Source organism: Aeromicrobium changchenzhani (assembly GCF_057586615.1).
On the sequence record NZ_CM172480.1, the window covers coordinates 1120079 to 1141719 of the forward strand.

Genomic DNA, 21641 nt, shown 5'->3' on the forward strand with positions numbered 1-21641 from the left:
TTACGAGATGTCCTTCGTGTCGCGGAATTTGGAACCTTAAGCAGCTCCAATTTTCCCGCAACACGAGGGCATTCTCGTGTTACGACGCACTCAACCCCAGATCAACATCGGTGGATTCAGGCTCAGGCGTCGCCGCATCGTGCGGCAATCCTGTCTGACCCCTCCTGCGTGTCGGACGAGCCTGCCAGCGGCGGCGTGCAACGGCGCGGAGAAGCCTGGTGTGTGATCGAGGAGTTGACGAGTGGCGCAGCCGTTTCGCCGCCGTAGATGTTGTTAGACTTTTCAGGTAAGTTCAAAGCAAAGTCTAATGTAATGACTAGATCGGTGACACAGTATGAATGAATTTGCCGGAGGCTCTCCGTTGGCAGGAACCGTCGTCCTCGATCTGTCGCGCGCCCTAGCGGGGCCGCAAGCCACGATGATGCTGGGTGACATGGGCGCTCGCGTGATTAAGATCGAGTCGCCGGCCGGTGACGACAGCCGCCATTGGGTCCCCTTCATCGGGGAGGGGGAGCGGCGCGAATCGTCCTACTTCTTCAGCTGCAACCGCAACAAGGAGTCGATCGTCCTCGACCTGAAGTCCGAGGACGGAGCGGCGGTTCTGAGACGACTCGTGTGCCGTGCCGACGTCCTGGTGGAAAATTTCCGTCCCGGAGTCATGGACCGGCTGGGGTTCGGGACGGAGTACCTGCACGAACTCAACCCTCGGCTTGTCGTTCTCTCAATTACCGGGTTCGGCCACGACGGGCCCGAGGGCCGACGCGCCGGCTACGACCAGATCCTTCAGGGCGAGGCGGGACTGATGAGCCTGACTGGGCCGACTCACGGCCAGCCCACCAAGGTCGGTGTCCCCATCGGCGATCTCATGTGCGGTATGAATGGTGCGTTCGGGGTCGTTGCGGCCCTCTATCAACGGGAGCACACAGGGCGGGGCCGAGTCGTGCGCACTTCATTGCTCGCTGCGATCAGCGGCGCACACACGTTTCAGGCCACGCGCTGGACGCTCGCTGGTCAGGTCCCCCAACCCTCGGGCGCTCATCACCCGGCGATTTCGCCGTACGGGCTCTTTCGCACCCGCACGTCCCCCATTCAAGTGGCTTGTGCTTCGGAGCAGTTGTGGAAGTTGTTCGCTCCCATCATCGGTGTCAGTCCAGCAGAAGGACGGTGGGCTACAAACGAAGACCGAGTCAGAGCGCGCGACGACTTGTCAGCGGCCATTGAAGATGTGTTCACCACAGAGTCGGCGGAGCACTGGCTGGAGCGTCTTGAGATGGCGGGTGTCCCGGCCGGGTTGGTGCGCAACATGCAGCAGGTCTACGAGTGGCCCCAGTTCCGTTCGCAGGGCTTGGCCGTGGAGGTCGATCATCCCACCCAGGGGCGGGTGACGATCCCGGGCCCGGTGATCCGCTTCGACGACAACTCCGTTGCGGGGGGCCGCGAGAGCGTTGCCCCGCCGCCGACGCTCGGCCAGCACAACGAGAGCGTTCGGGCGTGGCTCGACGAAGCGGATGCCTCCCAGCGGGAGTGAATGCCGCTGCGAGGTGGGGTCAGAATAATTTGTCGGGGTTGACCGCTGAACTGGTGCGGGTGGCCGCGTCATACTCGCCCGTCATGGCGTGTAGGCGTCGGGTCGTTCGCTCCAGGCCGACCAAGAAACTCGACTCGTCCTGTAAGTCCATGAGGAAGACCTGCTCCCGGAGCCATCCGTACCGGTCCGTCCACAGGCGCCCTTCATCGGTGACGGTGTACAGCGTCGCGGAGCGCGCCTTGGTCTTGGCCACCAGATTAAGCGCGAGAAGCTTGCGTAAGTTGTAGAGGACGTTGGCGTGGTCCTCGCGATTGCACAGCCGAGCCACAGTGGCAGCGTCCTTCGGGCGATCCTGCATCCGCACCATCTGCAGGATGACGATCTCGTTGAACGTCAGATCTGGGCCAGCTACCAGATTGGATACTTGGGTCGCCCAGCGCTCGAAGGCGGTGTAGGTCTGCATCAGTGCGACCTCGAATGCGGTCACGACGTGACCGACCTCGCTCTTCGCGAGGTGCCAGATCATGGCCTCCGAGTATCTGGATTCCGAATCCTCTGGAGTCATTTGCTGATGCGACGGTACCAGGCCTTCCGCTTGGGGAGGGACCTGGGACTTGGCCTCGCGGGTCGCGGGGTCCAGGTCGGCCCCGCTGGGCCTCGTGTCGGCGGCGGCGTCGTGATCGGACTGGCGCACCCTAGAATTGTTGGTCTTCACCTTCGGGGAAGCCCCTTTCTTGCTGTCGCGAGTTCGACTTGAGCCTCGGCTCTCCGGCGTCGTGGCCATGTGGTTCCCTCCTGAGGCTTGCCTGCATCAACTAGCTGTAGCGAGGATACCCGTAACGTGCGCGATCAGGTTGAACGCGGCATCTTGCCTTGTCCCGTCCACGACGAGGCTTCCTGGTGGCGCCCAGGCTCCTTCACCTATCCAGAGCACGTGAACACCAGCGCGGATGAGGGCATCGACTTCAGCGGCTACGTGCCGCCGGTTCGGTAGACGACCGTCGGAGTTCACGATGAGGATGCGAGAACCGTGGCTCCACGAAAGCGCAAGCAGACCGTCCAAAGCGCGCACCGACTCCGGGCAACCCGCCGATCCTCCTGAGCACGCAGGCGTCGCGACGAGATCCGGGGCATGATCGGGCATGATCACTGGCCGGGCACGGTCGTTGAAAGCCACCGCGGCGAACCGACCGCCGACCTGTCGGACCGCCCTGCCGAGCGCCCATGAGAGTGCGCAGAGTTCGGGGTGGAGACTATGGCGCGACTGTGAAATGTCCCAGCTCAGTCCCAGTGTGAGGCGCGGCTCCTCGGGCGGCCGTCGGCGCAGCTGGGACCACGGGGTAGCTGTTGGCGGGGCACCAACGGCTACCTGTCCGGCTCGCCTGCGCAACTGCGGCATGATGAGCTGCCCGGGGGGCGTTCTTGACCGGGTGCGCATGAGGGTCGACGGCCGTTCCTGGGCGCTTCTGATACGGCGGGCGAGGTCGCGCGCCAGCAGTCGGGTGGCTGCGTCTGGCTCGACGTGTTCAAGAGCGTCGTGCCGTTGGCTGACCTGCTCGCCGGTGACCTGCGAGTTGACTCGGGCGAAGGACTCTCGCTGCCGCACGTTCTCGGCGCCGCTGTTTCGGGGGCCTGCCTCGCCCTCGAGCTGTTCTTGCGCGGTCCGCCGCGTTTCGCCGGCCCACAAGTCGATCTCGTCATCGATCAGTTTCTCGTCATGGCTCGTTCCCTCGACAATGCGGTGCAGTCTGTTTGCCACCGCGATGAGCTGCGCCCGATCATCTGGGCTGAGCGCGCACACTCGACGCAGTGCTTCTTCGACGAAGTGGACCTGGCCGTGATCGAGAACTGTGACTAGCCGGTGTCGGAGTTTTGCGGTTTCGCGTTCAGAGAGCGCCCCGGCGATGGCCAGGCCGAGGATTTCCACCGAAGCGCGGAGCCCGCGTTTGATCGAGAGCTGCCGGCCATGACGTCGTGCGTTCGCGATCCGCAGCCACAGACGGTCGCCTGGACGCTCCGACAATTGGGCGGCCTGCACACGGACCCGGTCGAGCGACTCTACCCACGCTCGGAGTGGGTCGGGAAGGTCCTCAGGGAGTGGGCACCCAGCATGGCGGGCCAGGCCGACCGTCTCGATGAGTTCTGATCCGAGCTCCGGACGGTCGCGCCAGTGCGCCTCGTCGGCCCGGACGTGGCCGGGATGGTCCGCGGGATCGTTGAGGACGAACCGTGCGCCGATGGTTGCGGTCGCATTCTCGGGCCGCCAGGCAAGGACAGACTCCGCGTCCGGCGTGATGATCACGACGATGTCGGAACGGCCGCTCAGTCGGTTGACCTCACGCTGGGCGCGCGCCGACAGGTCAAGCCAGCCGGGGTCGTCGGCATCGGACCACACATACGGGAAGCCCATGTCCTTCTCCTTTGCCCCAGATGAGATGAGTCAAGAGACGTTGTATCGAACCCAGTTTGATCTACCATAGAGGCTATATTAAATTCCTGTTATAAATTCCATTGACTTTCAACAAAGATTCAACGAAGATTACTCAACAGTTCAGCATACGGGCGGTGCGGTGCCCCAATAGGCACATGTACGGCCACTAATCAGGAGGCGCAGGATGAGTGAGCTCGCTGTCGGAAAATCCAGCGGAATCGTCAGGTCGTATGGTCCGTACGTTCAGGCCGACTGGGGCTATGCCAATCACTGGTATCCGGGCGTCTACAGCCACGAGGTCGAGGAGCGTGGCGTAGTTGGTATCACCATCGGTGGAAACGACATCGCAGTCACACGCGATGCTTCGGGGAACGCTTGGGCGATCAGCGATCGCTGTGCCCACCGTGGCGTGAAGATGTCTGCCAAGCCGACCTGCTTCGCGGACAAGACAGTCTCATGCTGGTATCACGGCTACACCTATGACGCCGAGACCGGCAACCTGAAAACCATCATCGGTAGCCCCGACGACAAGCTGATCGGGACCATCGGCGTGCAGAGCTACCCGACGGAAGAGTTCGCCGGGATCATCTGGGTCTTCGTCGGCGACAAGGACTTCGGTGACCCGCCGCCGATCGAGAGCGACCTGCCCATCAAGGTGACGGACAAAGTCAACGCGATCCCGCACCTCATGGATGACGACTGCATGGCGCTCGGAATTCGACGCAAGTTGCATGGCAACTGGCGTCTCGCAGTTGAGAACGGGCTGGACCCCGGTCACCTCCTCGTCCACTGGGACAACCAGATCATCGTCGCGCTCGACCGCGCCATGCCTTTGGGTATGAAGGCACTCCGCGATGACGCCACTGAACTGATCGATATTCCGGACGGTCCGAAGGGCGTCATGAACCGGTACGACAAGCCGGAGAACTATGAGCCCATCCTTGAGAACCCGATGGTGGATATTCACGCACGCGGAAATACCCAATACGAGATCTTCCGCGTCTCGGCCTGGGTGCCGGGCAGCCTCATGATCGAGAACTGGCCGACGCCCAACATCGGCCAGTACGAGTTCTACGTGCCGATTGATGACCACAATCACATGTACTGGGAGATCATCGTCGACCACGGTACGACGGCTGAGGAACTGAAGGACTTCACCTTCCGTTTCGACAACTTCTACAAGCCGCTCGGCCTCCTCGACTTCAATGACCGCGACATCATGGCGCGTGACGCGACCGAGGAGTTCTACGAGCGACACGATGGATGGAACAACGAGACCCTGTGCGACATGGACTTCTCGGTGGTTGCTTGGCGCCGCCACGCATCCAAGTTTGGTCGGGGCTACTTCCAGTCCCCATACCTGGACGAGGAGTAAGCCGGCCTCGTGACGAGCACTGATGGCGCGCGTCGGACGGTCACACTCCGGTTCACAGACGGCGAGACCCGCGAGGTTGCGGTGGGAGAGGAAGAGACAATCCTGGCCGCCGCGAAGACTGCGGGCCTCGACCTAGTGAGCCAATGCGAGGTTGGCACCTGCACCACATGCGTGGGAACGCTGGTCGAGGGTTCGGCCGTGATGCCAGAGGGCGTGCTGACGGGTCTCCGGCGCGAAGAGATCGACGCTGGCCAGCTGTTGCTGTGCCAGACGCGCGCCCTCAGTGACACCGTGTTCGACCTCGACTACCCAACCGCGCTCCTCGAGGCTAATCCGCCGATCCAGTTCCAGGCGAAGGTCACCCGAGCCGACTGGCTAGCCCCGAACGTCGTCGAGCTGCAACTACGGGTCCCCAAATCGATCCGCTTCAACTTCACCGCCGGTCAGTACTGCCGGCTCAAGGTGCCGGGTAGCGAGGAGTGGCGCTCCTATTCGATGGCATCGGGGGAACATGAAAGGTTCAAGTTGACCTTCCTGATTCGGGTCCTGCCCTCGGGTGCGATGTCGGATTTCATTCGGCACCAGGTGACAGTCGGTGCACGGATCGATGTCGAAGGTCCCAAGGGCGGGTTCGTTTTGGATCCGGTTCCACTGCCCACCGTGCTCATGGCTGGCGGGACAGGTTTGGCACCGATGTTGTCGATGTTGGACCGGCTGCGCACCGTCCAGCCGTGTCCACCTATTCTGCTTCTCTTCGGATGCCAAACGGTCGATGATCTCTTCCACCTCGACGAACTCGACGCGCGCCGGTCCTTTATGCCGAGCCTCGACGTCCGCGTCACTCTCGCCGAGAACACCGGCAGCGCGGGCATCGCCAACGGCAACCCGGTCTCGGCACTGACCCCGGCCGACATGGCACCCGCCACCGTGGCTTACCTCTGCGGCCCACCCGGGATGATCCAGGCCGCCACAGCAAAGCTCGCCAGTCTCGGGGCGGCAGCCCATGACATCAGGTCCGAGCAATTTCTCGACAGCTCGAACTAAGAACAACACCCACCTCTGGAGGCTCACTACCATGATCAAACGTCTAGGCGCACTGTCGTACAACGTCACCGACATCGAAAGTTGGCGCGTGATACTCGTCGACATTCTCGGAATGGAAGAAGGCTCGCGCCGAGAAGATAGCGACCCTTTCCGTTTCCGCTACGACGACCTCGAATACCGCTACGAGCTCATCCCGTCAGACGAAGACTCGATCGCGCGGATCACCTGGGAGGTCGACCACGCCGATGAGCTCGCGACGCTCGCGGTGAGGATCGAGGCGAGCGGTGTAGAGGTGGAGTGGGCCGATCGCAGCCCTAATGCAGAACGTGACTTCGTCCAAGCGATTCGCTTCATCGATCCGGGAGGCTACCCGACAGAAGTCCGCTACGGAGCGACCTGGGACCACAAAGAGTTCCGCCCAGGGAATCAGATTATTTCCGGTTTCTGTACCGGTGAATACGGCATGGGCCACGTCGTCATGCATTACGCAGACTATCCCGCGGCTGTGAAGTTCTACACAGAAGTTCTTGGGTTTGTGGTTTCCGACTACATCGTCTGGGAGGACGCTGACGCGACCTTCTTCCATGTCAACGGCCGCCACCACAGTCTTGCCGTAATGAACGAATGTTTCGGTGTCAAAGGCGGTTCCTTCAACCACTCGATGGTCGAGGTGAACACCATCGATGACGTGGGCAGGGCATACGAAGTTGTCAAAGCGATGGGCATTCCGATCACGATGGACTTTGGCCGTCACACGAATGACGCGATGACCTCCTTCTACATCCGCACGCCCTCGGGCTGGCAGCTCGAGATCGGCACCGGCGGAGTGCTGGTCAATGACGCCAATTGGGAGGTCCGGACGTGGCGGGCCACCGCCCGCTGGGGCCACGAGCTCATCAAGGACAACGCCCGCTCGGGTGGGCCCAACGGGTCGATCGCTTGACCCCCAAAGGAATCACACTATGACCGCCACGACGTTTCTCACGACCTTGCCTAGCGCTACCAGCCAGACGAGGGCCTGCCTCGACCGCATCGATGCCCGTGACGAGCACGTGCATGCCTGGGCACACCTAGACCGCGACTTGGCCATGACCCAGGCACGCACCGTCGACGAGGCGAAGACGGACTTCGCGTTGCGTGGTGTTCCAGTAGGGCTCAAGGACATCATCGAGACCGGTGATCAGCCGACGGCATATGGATCTTCTCTCTGGGCGGGTCACCGACCGCAGCAGGATGCCGAAGCCGTCCGTCGTCTTCGTGCGGCGGGCGCTGTCATCCTCGGCAAGACAACGACGACCGAGTTCGCCACGTACGACCCGACCGAAACCTGCAACCCCTTTAACGAGCGGTACTCGCCAGGAGGCTCGTCCAGCGGCTCGGCGGCTGCGACGGGTGACGGCCAGGTGCCTCTGGCCCTCGGTACCCAGACTGCCGGTTCTGTCAACCGTCCGGGGTCGTACTGCGGGGTCTTCACGATCAAACCGACGTACAGCCGTTGGCCGTTCTCCGGCGTGCTCCCCGTCGCGCTGACGTTCGACACGCTCGGCGGGTTCGCGAGGGACCCCGAACTGCTACTTGCACTCGACCGAGTGTTGGCTTTCCCGCGTGCGGATGGAAGCCTGACGAGGTCCAGGCCGCTCCCCGAGATGGCAGCCTTGCGCGTTGGCGTGTTGCACCTTCCGTGGTCCGACCGCGCCCAGCCTGAAGCGCTGGCTGCGTTAGAGATTGCGGTGGAGCGATTGGCGAAGCACGTCGGGCGGATCGAGCCGGTGGAGGTGCCGGCGTGGGTCGCTGACCTGCAGTCCGCCCATGCCGAGATCCAGAATTACGAGGCGGCATCAGCGCTGCAACAGATGATCGCCCCAGCTCCCGACCGGATCAGCGAATTGCTCCGGCAGCACCTTGCGGACGGCCGCTCGCTCACGACCGATCGCATCGGAGCTAGCCGAGACGTATTGCGACGCATGACGCTCTACCTTGACGGACTGCTGCGTGAATACGACGTGCTGATCACGCTCGCGGCAACTGGCGAGGCGCCCGACTCGCTCGCGACAACGGGCGACCCTATGTTCAACCGCCCTGCATCGACAGCTGGCCTGCCAGCGGTTGGATTCCCGATCGGGCTAGGCCCCGACGACCTCCCTCTTGGGGCGCAAATCATCGGACCGTACGACTGCGACGGTGACCTGCTCAGGCTCCTCATCACCCTTCACCGCGAGACCGATGTTGTTGAACTCCCGGACCTTCCTCGATGATTCCACTGGCCGAAGGACCTCAAACATGAAGGTGACGACGCATCTTTTGCCCCTGACCGGTGAACGCCAGGAGATGCTGGACCGGCTCTATGCATGCCTTGATCCCGACCGGATGCAGGACCTTCTGGTCAAGCTGGTCGACATCCACAGTCCGACCGGAGCCGAGCGTGAAGCCTCGGAGTTCATGGCGGGACACTTGCGCGACACAGTGGGCATCGACGCGCATTACATGCCTATTTCCCAGGCGACCGGCAATGCCCACGGCGAGATCCTCGGCTCTGGCGATGGGGCCCGGCTGCTGCTCTACTGCCCCATCGACACCCACATCGAGCCCGAGGACGACGTTCCGACCGTTGGGCCTGCGCTGCGCGATGACATGATTCCCCATGCGCGGGTGCAGGACGACCTGGTCATCGGCCTCGGCGCATCCAACCCCAAGGTCATGGTCGCGGGGCTGACCGAGGTCGTCCACGCCTCACAGGACGCTGACCTCGACTTCATCGGTGACCTCGCGATTGGGTTCGCCGGCGGTGGCATGCCGTGGATGAACAGCAAGCGTGACCACGTCGGGATGAGTACCGGGATCTATCACTTGCTTAACCGTGGCCTGTATCCGGACTACTGTCTGCTGCTCAAGCCCCGGCCGGGTGTCTACGCGGAGGAGCCAGGCATGGCGTGGTTCCGGGTCACCGTCCGGGGCACCTTTGGATATGCCGGCATCACTCGCGGCACCCCCGGCTTCCGGTCGGCAATCGTGCCGGCCGCGACTGTCATCCAGGAACTCGAGGAATGGCTGCCCCGGTACACAGCCGCGAACACGAACGGCGGGGTGCTACCCGAGGGATGGATCTCAGCGGTCCGTTCAGGAAACCCTGACAAGCCAGGTTTTCCGTCTGCGACGGCCGAAATATTCCTGGATCTGCGCATCAACCCCCGCGTCTCACCAGCCAACGTCCGCCGCCAGTTCGGCGATGTCATCGCCGCTATACGAGCACGTCACCCGCAGATTGAGGTTGAGTTCGACATGTATGGGTCGTTGCCAGGCGGCGCTACGGACCTTGATAACTGGATCATCCAGTCCGCCCAACGCGGTTGGTCCGAGGTGACTGGTGCCCCATACACGGAGACTCCCTATCAGGCCGGGCAGACGGACGGCGCCATGCTTCGTGTCCTTGGCGTGCCGACGGCTCGTGTGGGATACCCGTGGCCCCCAGAGACTGCGCCACCGGAGCTCAATGAGGGCCTTGGTGGCATGGGTGTTGCGTCTGTTGACGACGTGATGCACGGCGTTAGGGCCATCGCGTACTCCGTGGTCGACACGCTGACCCGCACGCGAGCCGAGCTCGGACTCAAATGATCCCCATGTCCACGAACCATCCAACTACCAGGAGGAATCCAGATGTCTAAGTCCACGCCGGAGATCGGCACATCCATCCAGACCGGAAACTACTCGACGAACTATCACGACCTCGGTGAGGGGGAGCCAGTCATCTTCCTGCACGGCTCGGGCGCGGGTGTGAGTGGCTGGGCCAATTGGCGAGGAACCGTCGCCAACCTCTCCCAACACTTCCGCACGATCGTCCCCGACCTCGTGGGCTTCGGCTATACCGAGATCAGGGACGACCAAGAGTTCCACATCTACGACACCTGGCTCGACCAGTTGATCGCCCTGATGGACGGGCTGGGAATCGAAAAGTCCCACATTGTCGGCAACTCCTTCGGTGGGGGGCTCGCGCTGCACCTCGCCGTGCAGCATCCCGAGCGCGTCGGGCGAATCGCCCTCATGGGCGCCGGTGGGGTCAAGCAGGAGATGAATGACAACCTGCGCCAGCTGTGGAACTACACACCGTCGGTTGAGAACATGAAATCGATCATGGACATCATGGCCTACGACCGGGCGCTGGTGACAGACGAGCTAGCCCAGCTTCGCTACGAAGCGACGATCCGCCCTGGAGTCGTCGAAGCTATGGCTCGCATGTTCCCAGCACCGCAGCAGGCGCATCTCGACGCGGAGGTTGTCCCCGAAGAGGACCTCAAAGCACTACCTCACCAAACCCTCATCTTCCACGGCCGCGACGACATCGTGGTGCCGTTCGAGAACTCGCTCAGGATGTTCGAGATGATCCCGAATGCCCAACTGCACGGCTTCGGGAAGTGTGGCCACTGGACGCAGATCGAGCATGCGGCGCGGTTCCAGCAGCTTCTCATCAACTTTTTCAACGACGAGGATAACTGATGGGAACCGCCCATCTGTTCGACCTCAGCGGCAAAGTGGCCCTTGTCACGGGTGCATCCGTCGGCATCGGCAGGATGATCGCGCAGGGCTTGGCGGATGCCGGTGCCACCGTCGGGCTGGTGGGCCGCACCCAGGCGGACCTGGATCAGGTCGTCGAGGATCTCGTCGGGGGTGGAGGAAAGGCCTTCGCGATCCGGGCGGACCTCAGCCAACCAGATGCACCCGAGCTGGTGGCGAAAGAGTTCGCGGAGCACCACGACGCTCTCCACATACTCGTCAACAACGCCGGCACCATGGCGGAGGCGAGCATCGAGGAGTTCACGGTCGACGAGTGGGACTCCGTGGTCAACTTGTGTCTGCGGGTCCCGTTCTTCCTCGTCCAGGCGCTGCTCGGCCCGTTGCGCGCGGCGGCATCGTTGGACGACCCAGCCCGAGTGATCAACATTGGCTCAGCGGATGGCATCAAGCCGCCGTTCCTGTCGACCTACCCCTACCCGGCGGCAAAGGCAGGGCTTCATCAGCTGACGCGACACATGGCCAAGACTCTCGGGCCCGAGGGGATCGCCGTCAACGCGATCGCCCCCGGCGCTTTCCCGAGCCGGCGTGCGGATCCTGTGCTCGCCGTGCATCTCGATGACTTCATCAATGTCACGCCGTTGCGGCGGATTGGTCGACCGGACGACATGGCGGGCACGGTCGTCTATATGTCGGGGCGGGCGGGCGCCTTCCTCTGCGGCTCGGTTATCAGCCTCGACGGAGGATTGGTGAGCTGACGCAGTGATTCCAAGCATGGGTAAATCGAATTCAAGTGACGCCGGACCGGAGTGGGCGAGCATCCCAGGCCCGTTCCTGGCGCTTGTACCCCCTGTCGAGGGGTTCAGCCGACCCAATGGGCAACGGTATCTGCCGCGTGACCTCGGTGGGCTACCCGACGTGCTCGTGTTGCGCTCGCTCGCGACGCTTGAGCAGCCCGTGCTGCTCGTCGGAGATCCCGGCGTCGGGAAGACGGCGCTCGTCGAAGCCGCATTTGAGGACCTCGTGACGGTGCAGTGCACCGGAGATATGGTGGTGTCTCACCTTGTTGGATCCCACCTACCGCGCGCGAACGGTACGTGGGAGTGGCATGACGGGCCGCTCATCACTGCGATGCGGGACGGCAGGACCCTCTACCTCGATGAGGTCGATGCAATGCCCCACGAGGTCTCCACCGTGCTCCACGCAGTGATGGACGGGCGCGGACGACTGACGATTGACGACCTGCCGGGCTCCGCCCCGGTCGTGGCCCAACCCGGCTTCTATGTTGTCGCTGCCTATAACCCCGGTCGCGGCCGATCAAGGCGGCCGTCGGAGGCAATCATGTCCCGTTTCACCGTGCAGGTGCAGGTGACGACCGACTACGACGCTGCACGGTCACTCGGCGTGTACGAGCCGTTTGTTTCCGCAGCGGAGAACCTGACGATCCGTGGCCTCAACGACATTGAGAGCGGTGGACTGGGCGTCTGGGCACCACAGATGCGTGAGCTGCTCGCTGCGCAGAGCCTGATTGATGGCGGCCTCGGGGCCGAGTTCGCCGCTGCTGCCATGGTCGCCCAGTGCCCGTGGCCCGAGGATATCGAGGAGGTTCTGGATGTCGTCCAGCACGTTCTGGGCGTTCGCATGCAGCCGCTCCGGCTAGGGCGCCAGATCTAGGTGAGTCTCCCTATTCACGGAGCTGGATCGTAATTGCGCGTGAGGCTAGTGTTTCGCACCATCAATTCGTTGGCTATCTAGATAGAACAGGGCATGTCGAAAACGGGGCGACCCAAGTCAGAGTTGGGGTGGAGTGCCGAGGAATGTGAGCAGCTGCGCCGATGGGTGCGTCGGCATACATTCAACGCAATCCTCGTGCTTGGTCGTAGCGGGTTCCGATCCGCATTGGCTGTTGCTTGGCCTGACTAAATGGTCGGTCGCGGCCGCCAACCGGCTACGAGCGCAACGCAGCGTGAGGCATGTGTCCAGCGGAAGCGATCTGCGCGTCCGCCCCAGCGGTGCGGACCAGCTTGAGGTATTCAGCCCCGCCGCGGTGATATCAGGGATGCCTTGGTCGCCGCCTCGCCGCTTCTCGAAAATTCTGTCGATTTAATCCTGATTAAAAATATGTGTAAAATTATCAAACTTTCTATTGACGTAAGATTAAAAATCAAAGTATGTTCTCTCCTAACGTCCTTCCCTGCCCGCGACTTCGTGGGGAGCGCGAGCGAGCGACTGAGTCGCCAGATGGCGTGGATGGGTGGTTAATCAGGATGAATGTGTCACTCAAGAGCTGGTGGAGTGATCGCGGGCTGTCTGCTCGTCCCGCGGCGGACCATCGTCGCCGCGACGTTCGACAAAGCGTCGGCGCATGAGGCGTGACGAGAAGTGCCGGTCAGCGACGCGAGAGCGAGCCCAGAGGGGCACCGGCGTCCCATTCCCCAGTCCACCCACTGGATGCCGCCTCGACGAGAGAACTCGCACATGGCGCCACCTATTTTCATGATGGCCATTCGTCCAGAAACATCCGCATACCCCAACCCTTCTCAGGAGGTACCTCGATGAGGAATCAAGAAATGTTGGATCGTTGCCCGCCCTGGTGTATCTCCGCTCATGAACAGGCTGGAACACCGCACGAGGGTCGGGCCCAGCGGCTATCGGTTGACGCATGTTCGCCTGCAGCCGAGCAATGGTTGGAGGTGCGTGCGGTGCAGTATCTTCCGCTTGACGAAGACCCCCTTGAGGGTGACTGGTCTCCCTTCGTGGAGATCGCTCACCATGCTGACGGACGTTATCGCGTCGTCAACGTGCGACCCGACGACGCGACCGATCTAGCGAGGGTCCTGGAGCGCTGCGCGGATGACGCCCGTCAATGGCGACGCATGTCTGCGGGTGTGGCTCATTAACCCTTGGCGGCGGGAATCCGAACGCCTCCAGTGCTGACGTTCGCAGCCATTGCCTCGACCAGGCGTCCCCCGCGACCGACCGCGAAGCCCGGAGATCGCCCTCCGCGGTCACTGAAGTTTGGGAACAATCGTCGTCTTGGGCATCTGGGCTCGGCGACATCAACTCGTGCATTGGAGCCGGTGTGAGAGAGAATTATCAAGCTAACCCCATGACGGCGGTCCTGCTCAGCGAGGTGCCTGAGTCGGCTGTCGAAGATATGGTGGGGATTCAGGCTGTAGACCTCGCTGGCCGCACGGCTGTGGTGGTGACCCTGAGCAACCCCGCGCAGTTGAACGCGCTGAGCATTGCGGGATGGCGCCGTCTCCGAACTCTCTTCGAGACGCTCGCCGGAGATCCAGGGCTACGCGTTGTGGTGGTTCGTGGCGCGGGGGAGCGCGCGTTTGGTGCGGGTGCGGACATCGCGGAGTTCCCACGCGAGCGTCTCGGAGCGGCCACTGCAGGTGGGTACAACAGCGCAATATCCGCGGCGCTCGAAGCCATCCAGAGTGTGACTGTTCCTGTCATCGCCATGGTTGGAGGTCTGGCTGTTGGCGGAGGTTGTGAACTCGCAGCTGCCTGTGACGTGAGGATTGCCAGCGAGGACTCCCGATTCGGAATTCCGATCGGAAAGCTTGGCGTCATCTTGGGTCTGACGGAAACGCGCGCTGTCGCCGCTGTCATTGGGGTTGCGAACCTCAAGTACCTGCTCTTCAGCGGTGAGCTTATCGACGCATCGCAGGCCTTCGTCTGGGGTTTGGTTCAGAAAGTTGTCGCAAGCGAGGATCTTGCAGCCCGCACCGCCACGTTGGCCTGGTCAGTTGTCACCAGCTCAGAGGTCACCATTCGCGCCAGCAAGCTCATGGCCACCTTGGCGGCGGATCCCACTGTCGACGAACAACATCCGACCCTTCTCGCTCTCCAGACGGAGACGTACGACGGTGACGACCTTCGAGAGGGCGTCAGCGCCTTTCTTGCACACCGACCGCCTCAATTCGGTCACGAGGACTCGGATCTCCATGGCTCCGTCTGAAAGGAATGTCGGGATGGGTGGCCAGTTGGTCGGTGAGATCTTTCTCGAGTGCAGAGATCTGGGCGTTGAGAACCCGTGCGAGGGCGACCCAACCTCGCGAGACTCATGCCGGAATTCAAGGATCGAGGACCGTCAGCGACGGTCCGGTGGGGACCAACGCTGCACCGACAGCCCATCTGGAACCGCTGACAAGAGAATGGTGCACCGGTGAGGGTCGCGCTGATGGTCACCTGCATCAACGACGTGATGTTCCCTGAGACCGGGAAAGCCGTGGTGAAGGTGCTGCGTGATCTCGGGGTGGAGGTGGACTTCCCCGACGCGCAGACGTGTTGTGGTCAACCGATGGTGAACACCGGCTACCTTGACGAGGCCGTCCCGGCGGTACGACGGTTCGTGGACGCCTTCGCGGGCTATGACGCGGTCGTCACACCGAGTAGTTCGTGTGCCGGGTCAGCCCGGCATCAGCACAGTCTGGTCGCTCGACGGAGCAAGGACGCCGGTCTGCAGCGGGCCGTGGCGGAAGTGTCGCCGAGGACCTACGAGTTGAGCGAGTTCCTCATTGACGTCCTCGGCGTCGAGGACGTTGGCGCGTCGTTCCCGCACCGGGTCACGTATCACCCGACGTGCCACTCTTTGCGGATGCTCGGCGTCGGCGACCGGCCGAAGCGGCTTCTGCGAGCAGTCAGGGGACTGGAGTTGGTGGATCTGTCCGACGCCGAAGAGTGCTGCGGTTTCGGAGGCACCTTCGCGATGAAGAACGCAGAAACGTCAGTGGCGATGGGCTCCGACAAGGTGCGGTGGGTACGCGACACCGGCGCGGAGGTGCTGGTAGCCGCCGATAACTCCTGTCTGATGCACGTCGGTGGCCTATTGTCGCGGCAGCAGGCGGGGATACGGGTAATGCATCTCGCCGAGGTACTCGCCGCACGGGAAGGGACCCGCGCATGACGGACACATTCATCGGCATGCCGGCCTTCCCGGAGGCAGCGCGTGCGGCGTTGGTGGACAGCCAGTTGCGGACCAACCTCGGCCATGCCACGGCGACGATCCGCGCGAAGCGAGCAGCGGCGGTCGGCGAGGTCGACGACTGGGAGCTGTTGCGGGATGCCGGGGCGGCGATCAAGGACGAGGTGCTGAACCACCTTGACGACTATCTGTTGAAACTAGAGGAGTCGCTGGTCCGAGGCGGCGCCGTCGTGCACTGGGCCGCCGACGCGGCCGAGGCATGCGCGATCGTGGCAGGCATCGCGAAGCACCACGCCGTCGATGAGTTGGTCAAGGTTAAGTCGATGACCACCCAAGAGATTGGTCTCAACGAGGCGCTTGCCGAACAAGGCATCGCTGCGTGGGAGACAGACTTGGCAGAGCTGATCGTGCAGCTTGACGGCGACCTGCCCAGCCACATCCTGGTCCCGGCGATTCACCGCAACCGCACGGAGATCAAGGATATCTTCACCGCAGAGATGGGGAAGGTTGGTCGGCCGGCTCCCGATGACCTGACCGACGAGCCCGCAGTACTCGCTGCCGCAGCCCGCGAGCATTTACGGGAGAAGTTTCTGCGCGCGAGGATGGCCGTGTCCGGCGCGAACTTCGCCGTCGCCGATTCGGGGACTCTCGTCGTGGTGGAGTCTGAGGGAAATGGTCGGATGTGCCTGACTCTGCCCGAGGTACTGGTCAGCGTGGTGGGCATCGAGAAGATCGTGCCGACGTGGGCGGACCTGGACGTCTTCATGCAGCTGCTGCCCCGCTCCTCAACCGGCGAACGGATGAACCCTTACACCTCCACCTGGTCGGGCATCACGCCCGGCGACGGACCGCAGGAGGTGCATGTGGTGCTGCTGGACAACGGCCGCACCCAAGCACTGGCGGACGAGGTCGGTCGGCAGGCGCTGCGTTGTATCCGCTGCTCGGCGTGCCTGAACGTCTGCCCAGTTTACGAGCGTACCGGCGGACACGCCTATGGCTCGGTCTATCCCGGCCCGATCGGCGCGATTCTCAATCCGCTCTTGCGCGGCGTTGGCATTGACGAGCAGGTCGACTCGCTGCCCTACGCCTCGTCGTTGTGCGGCGCTTGCTATGAGGTCTGCCCGGTCAAGATCGACATTCCCAGCGTGCTCGTCGAGCTGCGCGCACAGGTCGTGGACGCCCACCGCCCAGGGATGCCGAAGCCGGAGGCAGTTGCGATGAAGCTGACAGGGTGGTCGTTCGGGTCGGCCGCAAGGCTGGGACGACTGGAGGGCTTGGCCAGCCGTTTCGGCAAGCTAGTCGGGCGTCGTGCCCGACTGCCCGGACCCGCAGCCAGCTGGTCGAATGCCCGGGATGTGCCGGTACCCGCCCGGGAGTCGTTCCGCGCCTGGTGGCGACGAACCAACGGCGGCACCAACGAGGACGCCTCGTGAACACACGGGAACGGGTGCTCGGAGCAGTACGAAGTGCGCTGGGCGACAACGAACGCGGTCGTCGGGCCGATACCGCTGAGCGGTCGACCCGAACCCAGGGTAGGGATTTGCTGGACCTCTTCACCGAACGGGTTGAGGACTACCAGGCCACGGTGGTGCGGTGCTCAGCCGCGGACGTGGAGGCGGAGATTGCCAATGCGGTGGGAGGCAAATCTGTGATCGTGCCGTCGGAACTGCCCTGGAAAGTTCCCAACAGCATCCGCGAGAAAGAGCAGTCTGCTGCCGAGCTCGATCGGATCGACGCCGTCGTCACCGCCGCGCGAACAGGTATCGCGTTGACCGGCACGATCGTGCTCGACCACCAATCTGACCAGGGCCGACGAGCCATCAGCCTCGTGCCCGACACCCACATCTGCGTAGTCCGGGCCGACCAGATCGTGGCCGGTGTTCCCGAAGCGTTTCGCCGGCTGGATCCGTCCTGGCCGACCACATGGATCAGTGGTCCGTCGGCCACGAGCGACATCGAGCTCAGCCGAGTGGAAGGGGTGCACGGTCCGCGCACACTGCACGTGATCCTCGTCGTTGGCTGAGGTGCCAAGCCCCACTCAGTGGAACGCTCGGCACGATGGTTGAGCGACACTTGTAAAGATTGGAAGACCTAGATGTCGTCAGATAACAGGCAGAGCCATGACAGCGTGCTGAGCAAGCTGATGGTCATCCTGCACGCGTTCCGTGTGGACGACCATGGAGTGGGTTTTGCCGACCTCCAACGGCGTACCGGCTTGGCGAAGGGCACGCTGCACCGTCTCCTGGCAGATCTCGTGGCCGCGGGGCTGCTGGTCCGAATTGACGGGCGCTACCACTTGGGGAATCACCTGTTCGAACTGGGCATGCGCGCGTCTGTGGAGCGCGGGCTCCTCGAGGTGGCCACGCCATTCATGGAGGACCTGTACGAGCGCACGCACGAGATCGTGCACTTAGGTCTGCGGGAAGGTGCCGAGGTCGTGTACGTCGCCAAGGTGGGTGGGCATCGACAGGCAAAGTCGCCGTCACGGCTCGGCGGGCGGATGCCGCTGCATGCTACCGCGATCGGCAAGGCGCTGCTGGCGCATGCCCCCGAGCAGGTACGGCGCGAAGTGCTTTCGGCCGGTCTGGTGCGGCTCACGCCGCGGACAATCACCGCGCCAGGAATATTGCGCGCGCAGCTCGAGACGATTGTCGAGACCGGCGTCGCGTACGAATTCGAGGAGTCAGCGGTGGGACTGGTCTGCGTCGCGTCCACGGTGCTGGATCGTGATGACGAGGCACTGGCAGCGATCAGCGTGACCGGCCCGGTGACCCGCTTTCGCCCCAAGGAGCACGCTGGCTCGGTTCACGCCGCAGCGATAGGCATCGCGGCCACCCTCGCGCGTCGGGAAGAGATGAGGGAACGAGCCGAGTGACAAGGGGGTTCCGTTCTGCGGAACTCTTTGCTGGTGCTGCATGGGGACCGCCGGACATGATCGCCGTATGACATCTTCACTCGTGGCCGGTTCTATGGTCACCCAAGTACAGACGGCTCAGGCGGCGGAACGCCTGTTGACGGCGACCCGCACTGGATCCACCTGTGCGCCGGTGCGCGACCTCATCGGCAGCGCCGATGTCGCTGCGGCGTACGCAGTACAGGAGCGAACCACGTCTGCCCGATTGGCCACTGGGGCCCGAATCGTTGGCCACAAAATTGGCCTCACTTCGCTAGCTGTTCAACAGCAGCTTGGTGTAGACCAGCCGGACTTCGGTGTGCTCTTCGATGACATGGCCTGTGTCGAGGACGTGCCCAGCGAGCGACTGTTGCAGCCGCGAGCCGAGGCGGAGATCGCCTTCATCCTGGCCGACGACCTTATCGATGGCCCCTTGGACATCGCCCAGATGCGGGCGTCGATCGACTACGCGGTTGCCGCCATTGAGATCGTTGACAGCCGGATTGCCGGTTGGGACATCAGCTTCGCAGACACTGTTGCCGACAACGCCTCGAGTGGCCTCTACGTTCTCGGAATCGAGCGCCAGTCCCTGGATGCCTTCGAGCCCGTCGCAGCGACGATGGAGATGACTCTCGATGGCGAAGTGGTCTCCACCGGCCGCGGTGCCGAGTGTCTGGGCGACCCGCTCAATGCCCTGTCCTGGCTAGCGAGAAAGGCCCGCGATTTCGGTGAGCCACTGCGCGCCGGCCAGGTTGTTCTCTCCGGGGCGCTCGGCCCAATGGTCGCGGTCGCGCCCGGCTCGGTCGTGACCGCGACGATCTCGGGGCTGGGCGATGTCACCGCCCGTTTCAGCAACCACACCGAAAACGACCACGAGGAGACCCGATGAGTCGGACCAAGGTAGCCATCATTGGATCGGGCAATATCGGCACTGATCTGATGATCAAGGTGCAAAGTCTGTCCGAGACCCTGGAGATAGCGGCGATGGTCGGCATCGACCCTGGCTCCGACGGACTGGCGCGTGCGGCACGGCTCGGAGTGCCGACCACGGCAGGCGGTGTCGACGGACTGGTCGTGATGCCAGATTTCGACGATATTGAGATCGTGTTCGACGCCACTTCGGCTGGCGCCCACAAGGCGAACGCGGTCGCCTTGGCGCCGTACGGCAAGCGGCTGATCGACCTGACTCCGGCCGCGATCGGGCCATTCGTGGTCCCGGCAGTGAACATGGAGGCACACCTCGATGCAGAGAATGTCAACATGGTCACCTGTGGTGGCCAAGCGACGATCCCGATCGTGGCAGCAATCTCCCGGATCACGCCGGTGCCATATGCCGAGATCGTGGCCTCCATCGCGTCGAAGTCAGCAGGTCCGGGAACGCGCGCCAATATCGACGAGTTCACCGAGACGACCAGCCACGCCATCGAGGTCGTCGGCGGGGCCGCGAGAGGAAAAGCGATTATCATCCTCAACCCCGCAGAGCCTCCGCTGATCATGCGCGACACCGTGCTGGCGCTTATCACCGATGCGGACGAGAACGTGCACGAGCAGATCCGTGTCTCAATCGAGCAGATAGTTGCCGCCGTCACCGCATACGTCCCGGGGTACCGGCTCAAGCAAAAGGTACAAATCACACCGGTGCCAGAAGGCCAGCCGGTGCGCACACTGCTCGCCGCCGGAGCCACGGCGACCGCCACCCACCAAGTGTCGGTGTTCCTCGAGGTCGAAGGGGCCGCTCATTACCTGCCTGCGTACGCCGGAAACCTAGACATCATGACTTCCGCCGCGCTGCAGGTGGCTGAACGGATCGCCAGCCGGACCGACACCGACACAACCCAGCGACTGGAGACAGCCCGATGATCACGACACCCCCCAAGAAACTGTTCATCCAGGACGTCACACTGCGCGACGGTATGCACGCTGTACGGCACCGGATCACTCCCGAGGATGTCTCCTGCATCGTCGCCGCCCTCGACGCCGCAGGTGTGGATGGCATTGAGGTGGCCCACGGCGACGGGCTGGCGGGTGGCTCGCTTAACTTTGGGCCCGGCTCGAACACCGATTGGGAGTGGATCGAGGCCGCGGCCGCGCAGTGCCACCGCGCGCGGCTGACCACGCTGCTGTTGCCTGGCGTGGGCACGATCGAAGAGCTTAAACATGCCTACAGCCTGGGTGTCCGTTCTGTCCGGGTGGCGACCCATTGCACTGAGGCCGATGTCGCCGCCCAGCACATCGCCACCGCACGCGACCTGGGCATGGATGTCGCCGGCTTCCTGATGATGAGCCATCGGGCCGACGCCGGAACGCTCGCCCAACAGGCGAAGCTGATGGAGTCGTACGGCGCGCACTGCGTCTATGTGACCGACTCGGGTGGCAGGTTGACCATGGACGGCGTGCGCGAGCGGCTTCGTGCCTACCGCGACGTTTTGGACCCCTCCACCGAACTGGGCATTCACGCCCACGAGAATCTGTCGCTGTCGGTCGCCAACTCCGTCGTTGCTGTGGAGGAGGGCGTCACCCGCGTCGATGCGTCACTTGCCGGCCACGGAGCGGGAGCGGGCAACTGCCCGATTGAACCGTTCATCGCCTTGGCCAACATTTACGGATGGGAGCATGGCAGTGACCTGTTCGCTCTCCAAGACGCGGCCGATGACCTCGTGCGTCCACTGCAGGACAGGCCAGTGCGCGTAGACCGCGAGACACTGACCCTGGGGTATGCCGGGGTTTACTCCAGTTTTCTGAGGCACGCGGAAACTGCGTCTGAACGCTACGGTGTGGACGTGCGCACCATCCTTCTCGAGGTCGGCCGCCGAGGACTGGTGGGCGGTCAGGAAGACCTGATCGTCGACATCGCCCTTGACCTAGCTTCGCGTGGTGAAGCGTCCGAGTCTGATGCCGCTGCTGTTTGAGCCCAGGAGGGTGAGCACC

General features: G+C 63.2%; 20 protein-coding genes. 18 read left to right on the top strand and 2 right to left on the bottom strand.

Annotated elements, in window-relative coordinates; translation table 11 throughout:
- Positions 1-334: 334 nt before the first annotated feature.
- Complete coding sequence (locus AC2YB9_RS05635; protein WP_487267771.1) at positions 335-1528, top strand: CaiB/BaiF CoA transferase family protein; 1194 nt, start codon at positions 335-337, stop codon at positions 1526-1528.
- Positions 1529-1547: 19 nt separating this feature from the next.
- On the opposite strand, the gene AC2YB9_RS05640 is transcribed toward AC2YB9_RS05635, so the two are convergent.
- Together AC2YB9_RS05640 and AC2YB9_RS05645 are read right to left on the bottom strand one after the other, a co-directional pair.
- The gene (locus AC2YB9_RS05640; protein ID WP_487267772.1) at positions 1548-2054 is read right to left on the bottom strand and encodes a winged helix DNA-binding protein; all 507 of its coding nucleotides are present in this window, start codon (positions 2052-2054) and stop codon (positions 1548-1550) included.
- A 285-nt stretch (positions 2055-2339) separates the two neighbouring features.
- On the bottom strand, positions 2340-3938 hold the full coding sequence (locus AC2YB9_RS05645; RefSeq protein ID WP_487267773.1) for a hypothetical protein: 1599 nt from the start codon (positions 3936-3938) through the stop codon (positions 2340-2342).
- 205 nt (positions 3939-4143) lie between these two features.
- Between AC2YB9_RS05645 and AC2YB9_RS05650 the strand changes: the two genes are divergently transcribed.
- From AC2YB9_RS05650 to dmpG, 17 genes are all read left to right on the top strand, one after another.
- Positions 4144-5334, top strand: a complete 1191-nt coding sequence (locus AC2YB9_RS05650) for a Rieske 2Fe-2S domain-containing protein (RefSeq protein ID WP_487267774.1) — start codon at positions 4144-4146, stop codon at positions 5332-5334.
- A gap of 9 nt (positions 5335-5343) precedes the next feature.
- A complete protein-coding gene (locus AC2YB9_RS05655; protein WP_487267775.1) occupies positions 5344-6378 on the top strand; it encodes an FAD-binding oxidoreductase in 1035 nt (344 codons plus the stop codon).
- A 31-nt stretch (positions 6379-6409) separates the two neighbouring features.
- Complete coding sequence (locus AC2YB9_RS05660) at positions 6410-7321, top strand: VOC family protein (protein WP_487267776.1); 912 nt, start codon at positions 6410-6412, stop codon at positions 7319-7321.
- A gap of 19 nt (positions 7322-7340) precedes the next feature.
- Positions 7341-8633, top strand: a complete 1293-nt coding sequence (locus AC2YB9_RS05665) for an amidase (RefSeq protein ID WP_487267777.1) — start codon at positions 7341-7343, stop codon at positions 8631-8633.
- A gap of 25 nt (positions 8634-8658) precedes the next feature.
- On the top strand, positions 8659-9990 hold the full coding sequence (locus tag AC2YB9_RS05670) for a M20 family metallopeptidase (protein ID WP_487267778.1): 1332 nt from the start codon (positions 8659-8661) through the stop codon (positions 9988-9990).
- A gap of 42 nt (positions 9991-10032) precedes the next feature.
- Positions 10033-10869 (top strand): alpha/beta fold hydrolase, encoded by an 837-nt coding sequence (locus tag AC2YB9_RS05675; RefSeq protein WP_487267779.1) that lies wholly within the window; start codon positions 10033-10035, stop codon positions 10867-10869.
- Positions 10869-11642, top strand: coding sequence for an SDR family NAD(P)-dependent oxidoreductase (locus AC2YB9_RS05680; protein ID WP_487267780.1), 774 nt, complete (start codon positions 10869-10871; stop codon positions 11640-11642). Before AC2YB9_RS05675 ends, AC2YB9_RS05680 begins: the two co-directional genes overlap by 1 nt.
- Positions 11643-11658: 16 nt before the next feature.
- Complete coding sequence (locus AC2YB9_RS05685; RefSeq protein ID WP_487267781.1) at positions 11659-12558, top strand: AAA family ATPase; 900 nt, start codon at positions 11659-11661, stop codon at positions 12556-12558.
- A gap of 896 nt (positions 12559-13454) precedes the next feature.
- Positions 13455-13784, top strand: coding sequence for a DUF6907 domain-containing protein (locus AC2YB9_RS05690; RefSeq protein WP_487268569.1), 330 nt, complete (start codon positions 13455-13457; stop codon positions 13782-13784).
- Between the two features lie 209 nt (positions 13785-13993).
- Positions 13994-14854, top strand: coding sequence for an enoyl-CoA hydratase/isomerase family protein (locus AC2YB9_RS05695; protein ID WP_487267782.1), 861 nt, complete (start codon positions 13994-13996; stop codon positions 14852-14854).
- A 222-nt stretch (positions 14855-15076) separates the two neighbouring features.
- A complete protein-coding gene (locus AC2YB9_RS05700) occupies positions 15077-15802 on the top strand; it encodes a (Fe-S)-binding protein (RefSeq protein WP_487268570.1) in 726 nt (241 codons plus the stop codon).
- The gene (locus tag AC2YB9_RS05705; protein WP_487267783.1) at positions 15799-17253 is read left to right on the top strand and encodes a lactate utilization protein B; all 1455 of its coding nucleotides are present in this window, start codon (positions 15799-15801) and stop codon (positions 17251-17253) included. The genes AC2YB9_RS05700 and AC2YB9_RS05705 overlap by 4 nt, the downstream gene beginning before the upstream one ends.
- Complete coding sequence (locus tag AC2YB9_RS05710) at positions 17250-17843, top strand: LutC/YkgG family protein (protein ID WP_487267784.1); 594 nt, start codon at positions 17250-17252, stop codon at positions 17841-17843. The genes AC2YB9_RS05705 and AC2YB9_RS05710 overlap by 4 nt, the downstream gene beginning before the upstream one ends.
- A gap of 72 nt (positions 17844-17915) precedes the next feature.
- Positions 17916-18695 carry an IclR family transcriptional regulator gene (locus AC2YB9_RS05715; protein WP_487267785.1) on the top strand — a complete coding sequence of 260 codons (780 nt, stop codon included), beginning with the start codon at positions 17916-17918 and terminating at the stop codon, positions 18693-18695.
- Between the two features lie 67 nt (positions 18696-18762).
- A complete protein-coding gene (locus AC2YB9_RS05720) occupies positions 18763-19602 on the top strand; it encodes a 2-keto-4-pentenoate hydratase (protein ID WP_487267786.1) in 840 nt (279 codons plus the stop codon).
- Positions 19599-20573, top strand: coding sequence for an acetaldehyde dehydrogenase (acetylating) (locus tag AC2YB9_RS05725; RefSeq protein ID WP_487267787.1), 975 nt, complete (start codon positions 19599-19601; stop codon positions 20571-20573). The genes AC2YB9_RS05720 and AC2YB9_RS05725 overlap by 4 nt, the downstream gene beginning before the upstream one ends.
- Positions 20570-21622, top strand: coding sequence for a 4-hydroxy-2-oxovalerate aldolase (gene dmpG / locus AC2YB9_RS05730; protein ID WP_487267788.1), 1053 nt, complete (start codon positions 20570-20572; stop codon positions 21620-21622). Before AC2YB9_RS05725 ends, dmpG begins: the two co-directional genes overlap by 4 nt.
- The last annotated feature ends 19 nt before the right edge of the window (positions 21623-21641 follow it).

Excerpts from the sequence above, each read along its gene's own strand:
- AC2YB9_RS05660 (WP_487267776.1), top strand. The coding sequence starts at position 6,410 with ATGATCAAACGTCTAGGCGCACTGTCGTACAACGTCACCGACATCGAA.
- AC2YB9_RS05635 (WP_487267771.1), top strand. The coding sequence starts at position 335 with ATGAATGAATTTGCCGGAGGCTCTCCGTTGGCAGGAACCGTCGTCCTC.
- AC2YB9_RS05715 (WP_487267785.1), top strand. The coding sequence starts at position 17,916 with ATGTCGTCAGATAACAGGCAGAGCCATGACAGCGTGCTGAGCAAGCTG.
- AC2YB9_RS05640 (WP_487267772.1), bottom strand. The coding sequence starts at position 2,054 with ATGATCTGGCACCTCGCGAAGAGCGAGGTCGGTCACGTCGTGACCGCA.
- AC2YB9_RS05720 (WP_487267786.1), top strand. The coding sequence starts at position 18,763 with ATGACATCTTCACTCGTGGCCGGTTCTATGGTCACCCAAGTACAGACG.
- AC2YB9_RS05685 (WP_487267781.1), top strand. The coding sequence starts at position 11,659 with ATGGGTAAATCGAATTCAAGTGACGCCGGACCGGAGTGGGCGAGCATC.
- AC2YB9_RS05645 (WP_487267773.1), bottom strand. The coding sequence starts at position 3,938 with ATGGGCTTCCCGTATGTGTGGTCCGATGCCGACGACCCCGGCTGGCTT.
- AC2YB9_RS05705 (WP_487267783.1), top strand. The coding sequence starts at position 15,799 with ATGACGGACACATTCATCGGCATGCCGGCCTTCCCGGAGGCAGCGCGT.
- AC2YB9_RS05725 (WP_487267787.1), top strand. The coding sequence starts at position 19,599 with ATGAGTCGGACCAAGGTAGCCATCATTGGATCGGGCAATATCGGCACT.
- AC2YB9_RS05680 (WP_487267780.1), top strand. The coding sequence starts at position 10,869 with ATGGGAACCGCCCATCTGTTCGACCTCAGCGGCAAAGTGGCCCTTGTC.
- AC2YB9_RS05665 (WP_487267777.1), top strand. The coding sequence starts at position 7,341 with ATGACCGCCACGACGTTTCTCACGACCTTGCCTAGCGCTACCAGCCAG.
- AC2YB9_RS05690 (WP_487268569.1), top strand. The coding sequence starts at position 13,455 with ATGTTGGATCGTTGCCCGCCCTGGTGTATCTCCGCTCATGAACAGGCT.
- AC2YB9_RS05650 (WP_487267774.1), top strand. The coding sequence starts at position 4,144 with ATGAGTGAGCTCGCTGTCGGAAAATCCAGCGGAATCGTCAGGTCGTAT.
- AC2YB9_RS05675 (WP_487267779.1), top strand. The coding sequence starts at position 10,033 with ATGTCTAAGTCCACGCCGGAGATCGGCACATCCATCCAGACCGGAAAC.
- AC2YB9_RS05700 (WP_487268570.1), top strand. The coding sequence starts at position 15,077 with ATGGTCACCTGCATCAACGACGTGATGTTCCCTGAGACCGGGAAAGCC.
- dmpG (WP_487267788.1), top strand. The coding sequence starts at position 20,570 with ATGATCACGACACCCCCCAAGAAACTGTTCATCCAGGACGTCACACTG.
- AC2YB9_RS05670 (WP_487267778.1), top strand. The coding sequence starts at position 8,659 with ATGAAGGTGACGACGCATCTTTTGCCCCTGACCGGTGAACGCCAGGAG.
- AC2YB9_RS05695 (WP_487267782.1), top strand. The coding sequence starts at position 13,994 with ATGACGGCGGTCCTGCTCAGCGAGGTGCCTGAGTCGGCTGTCGAAGAT.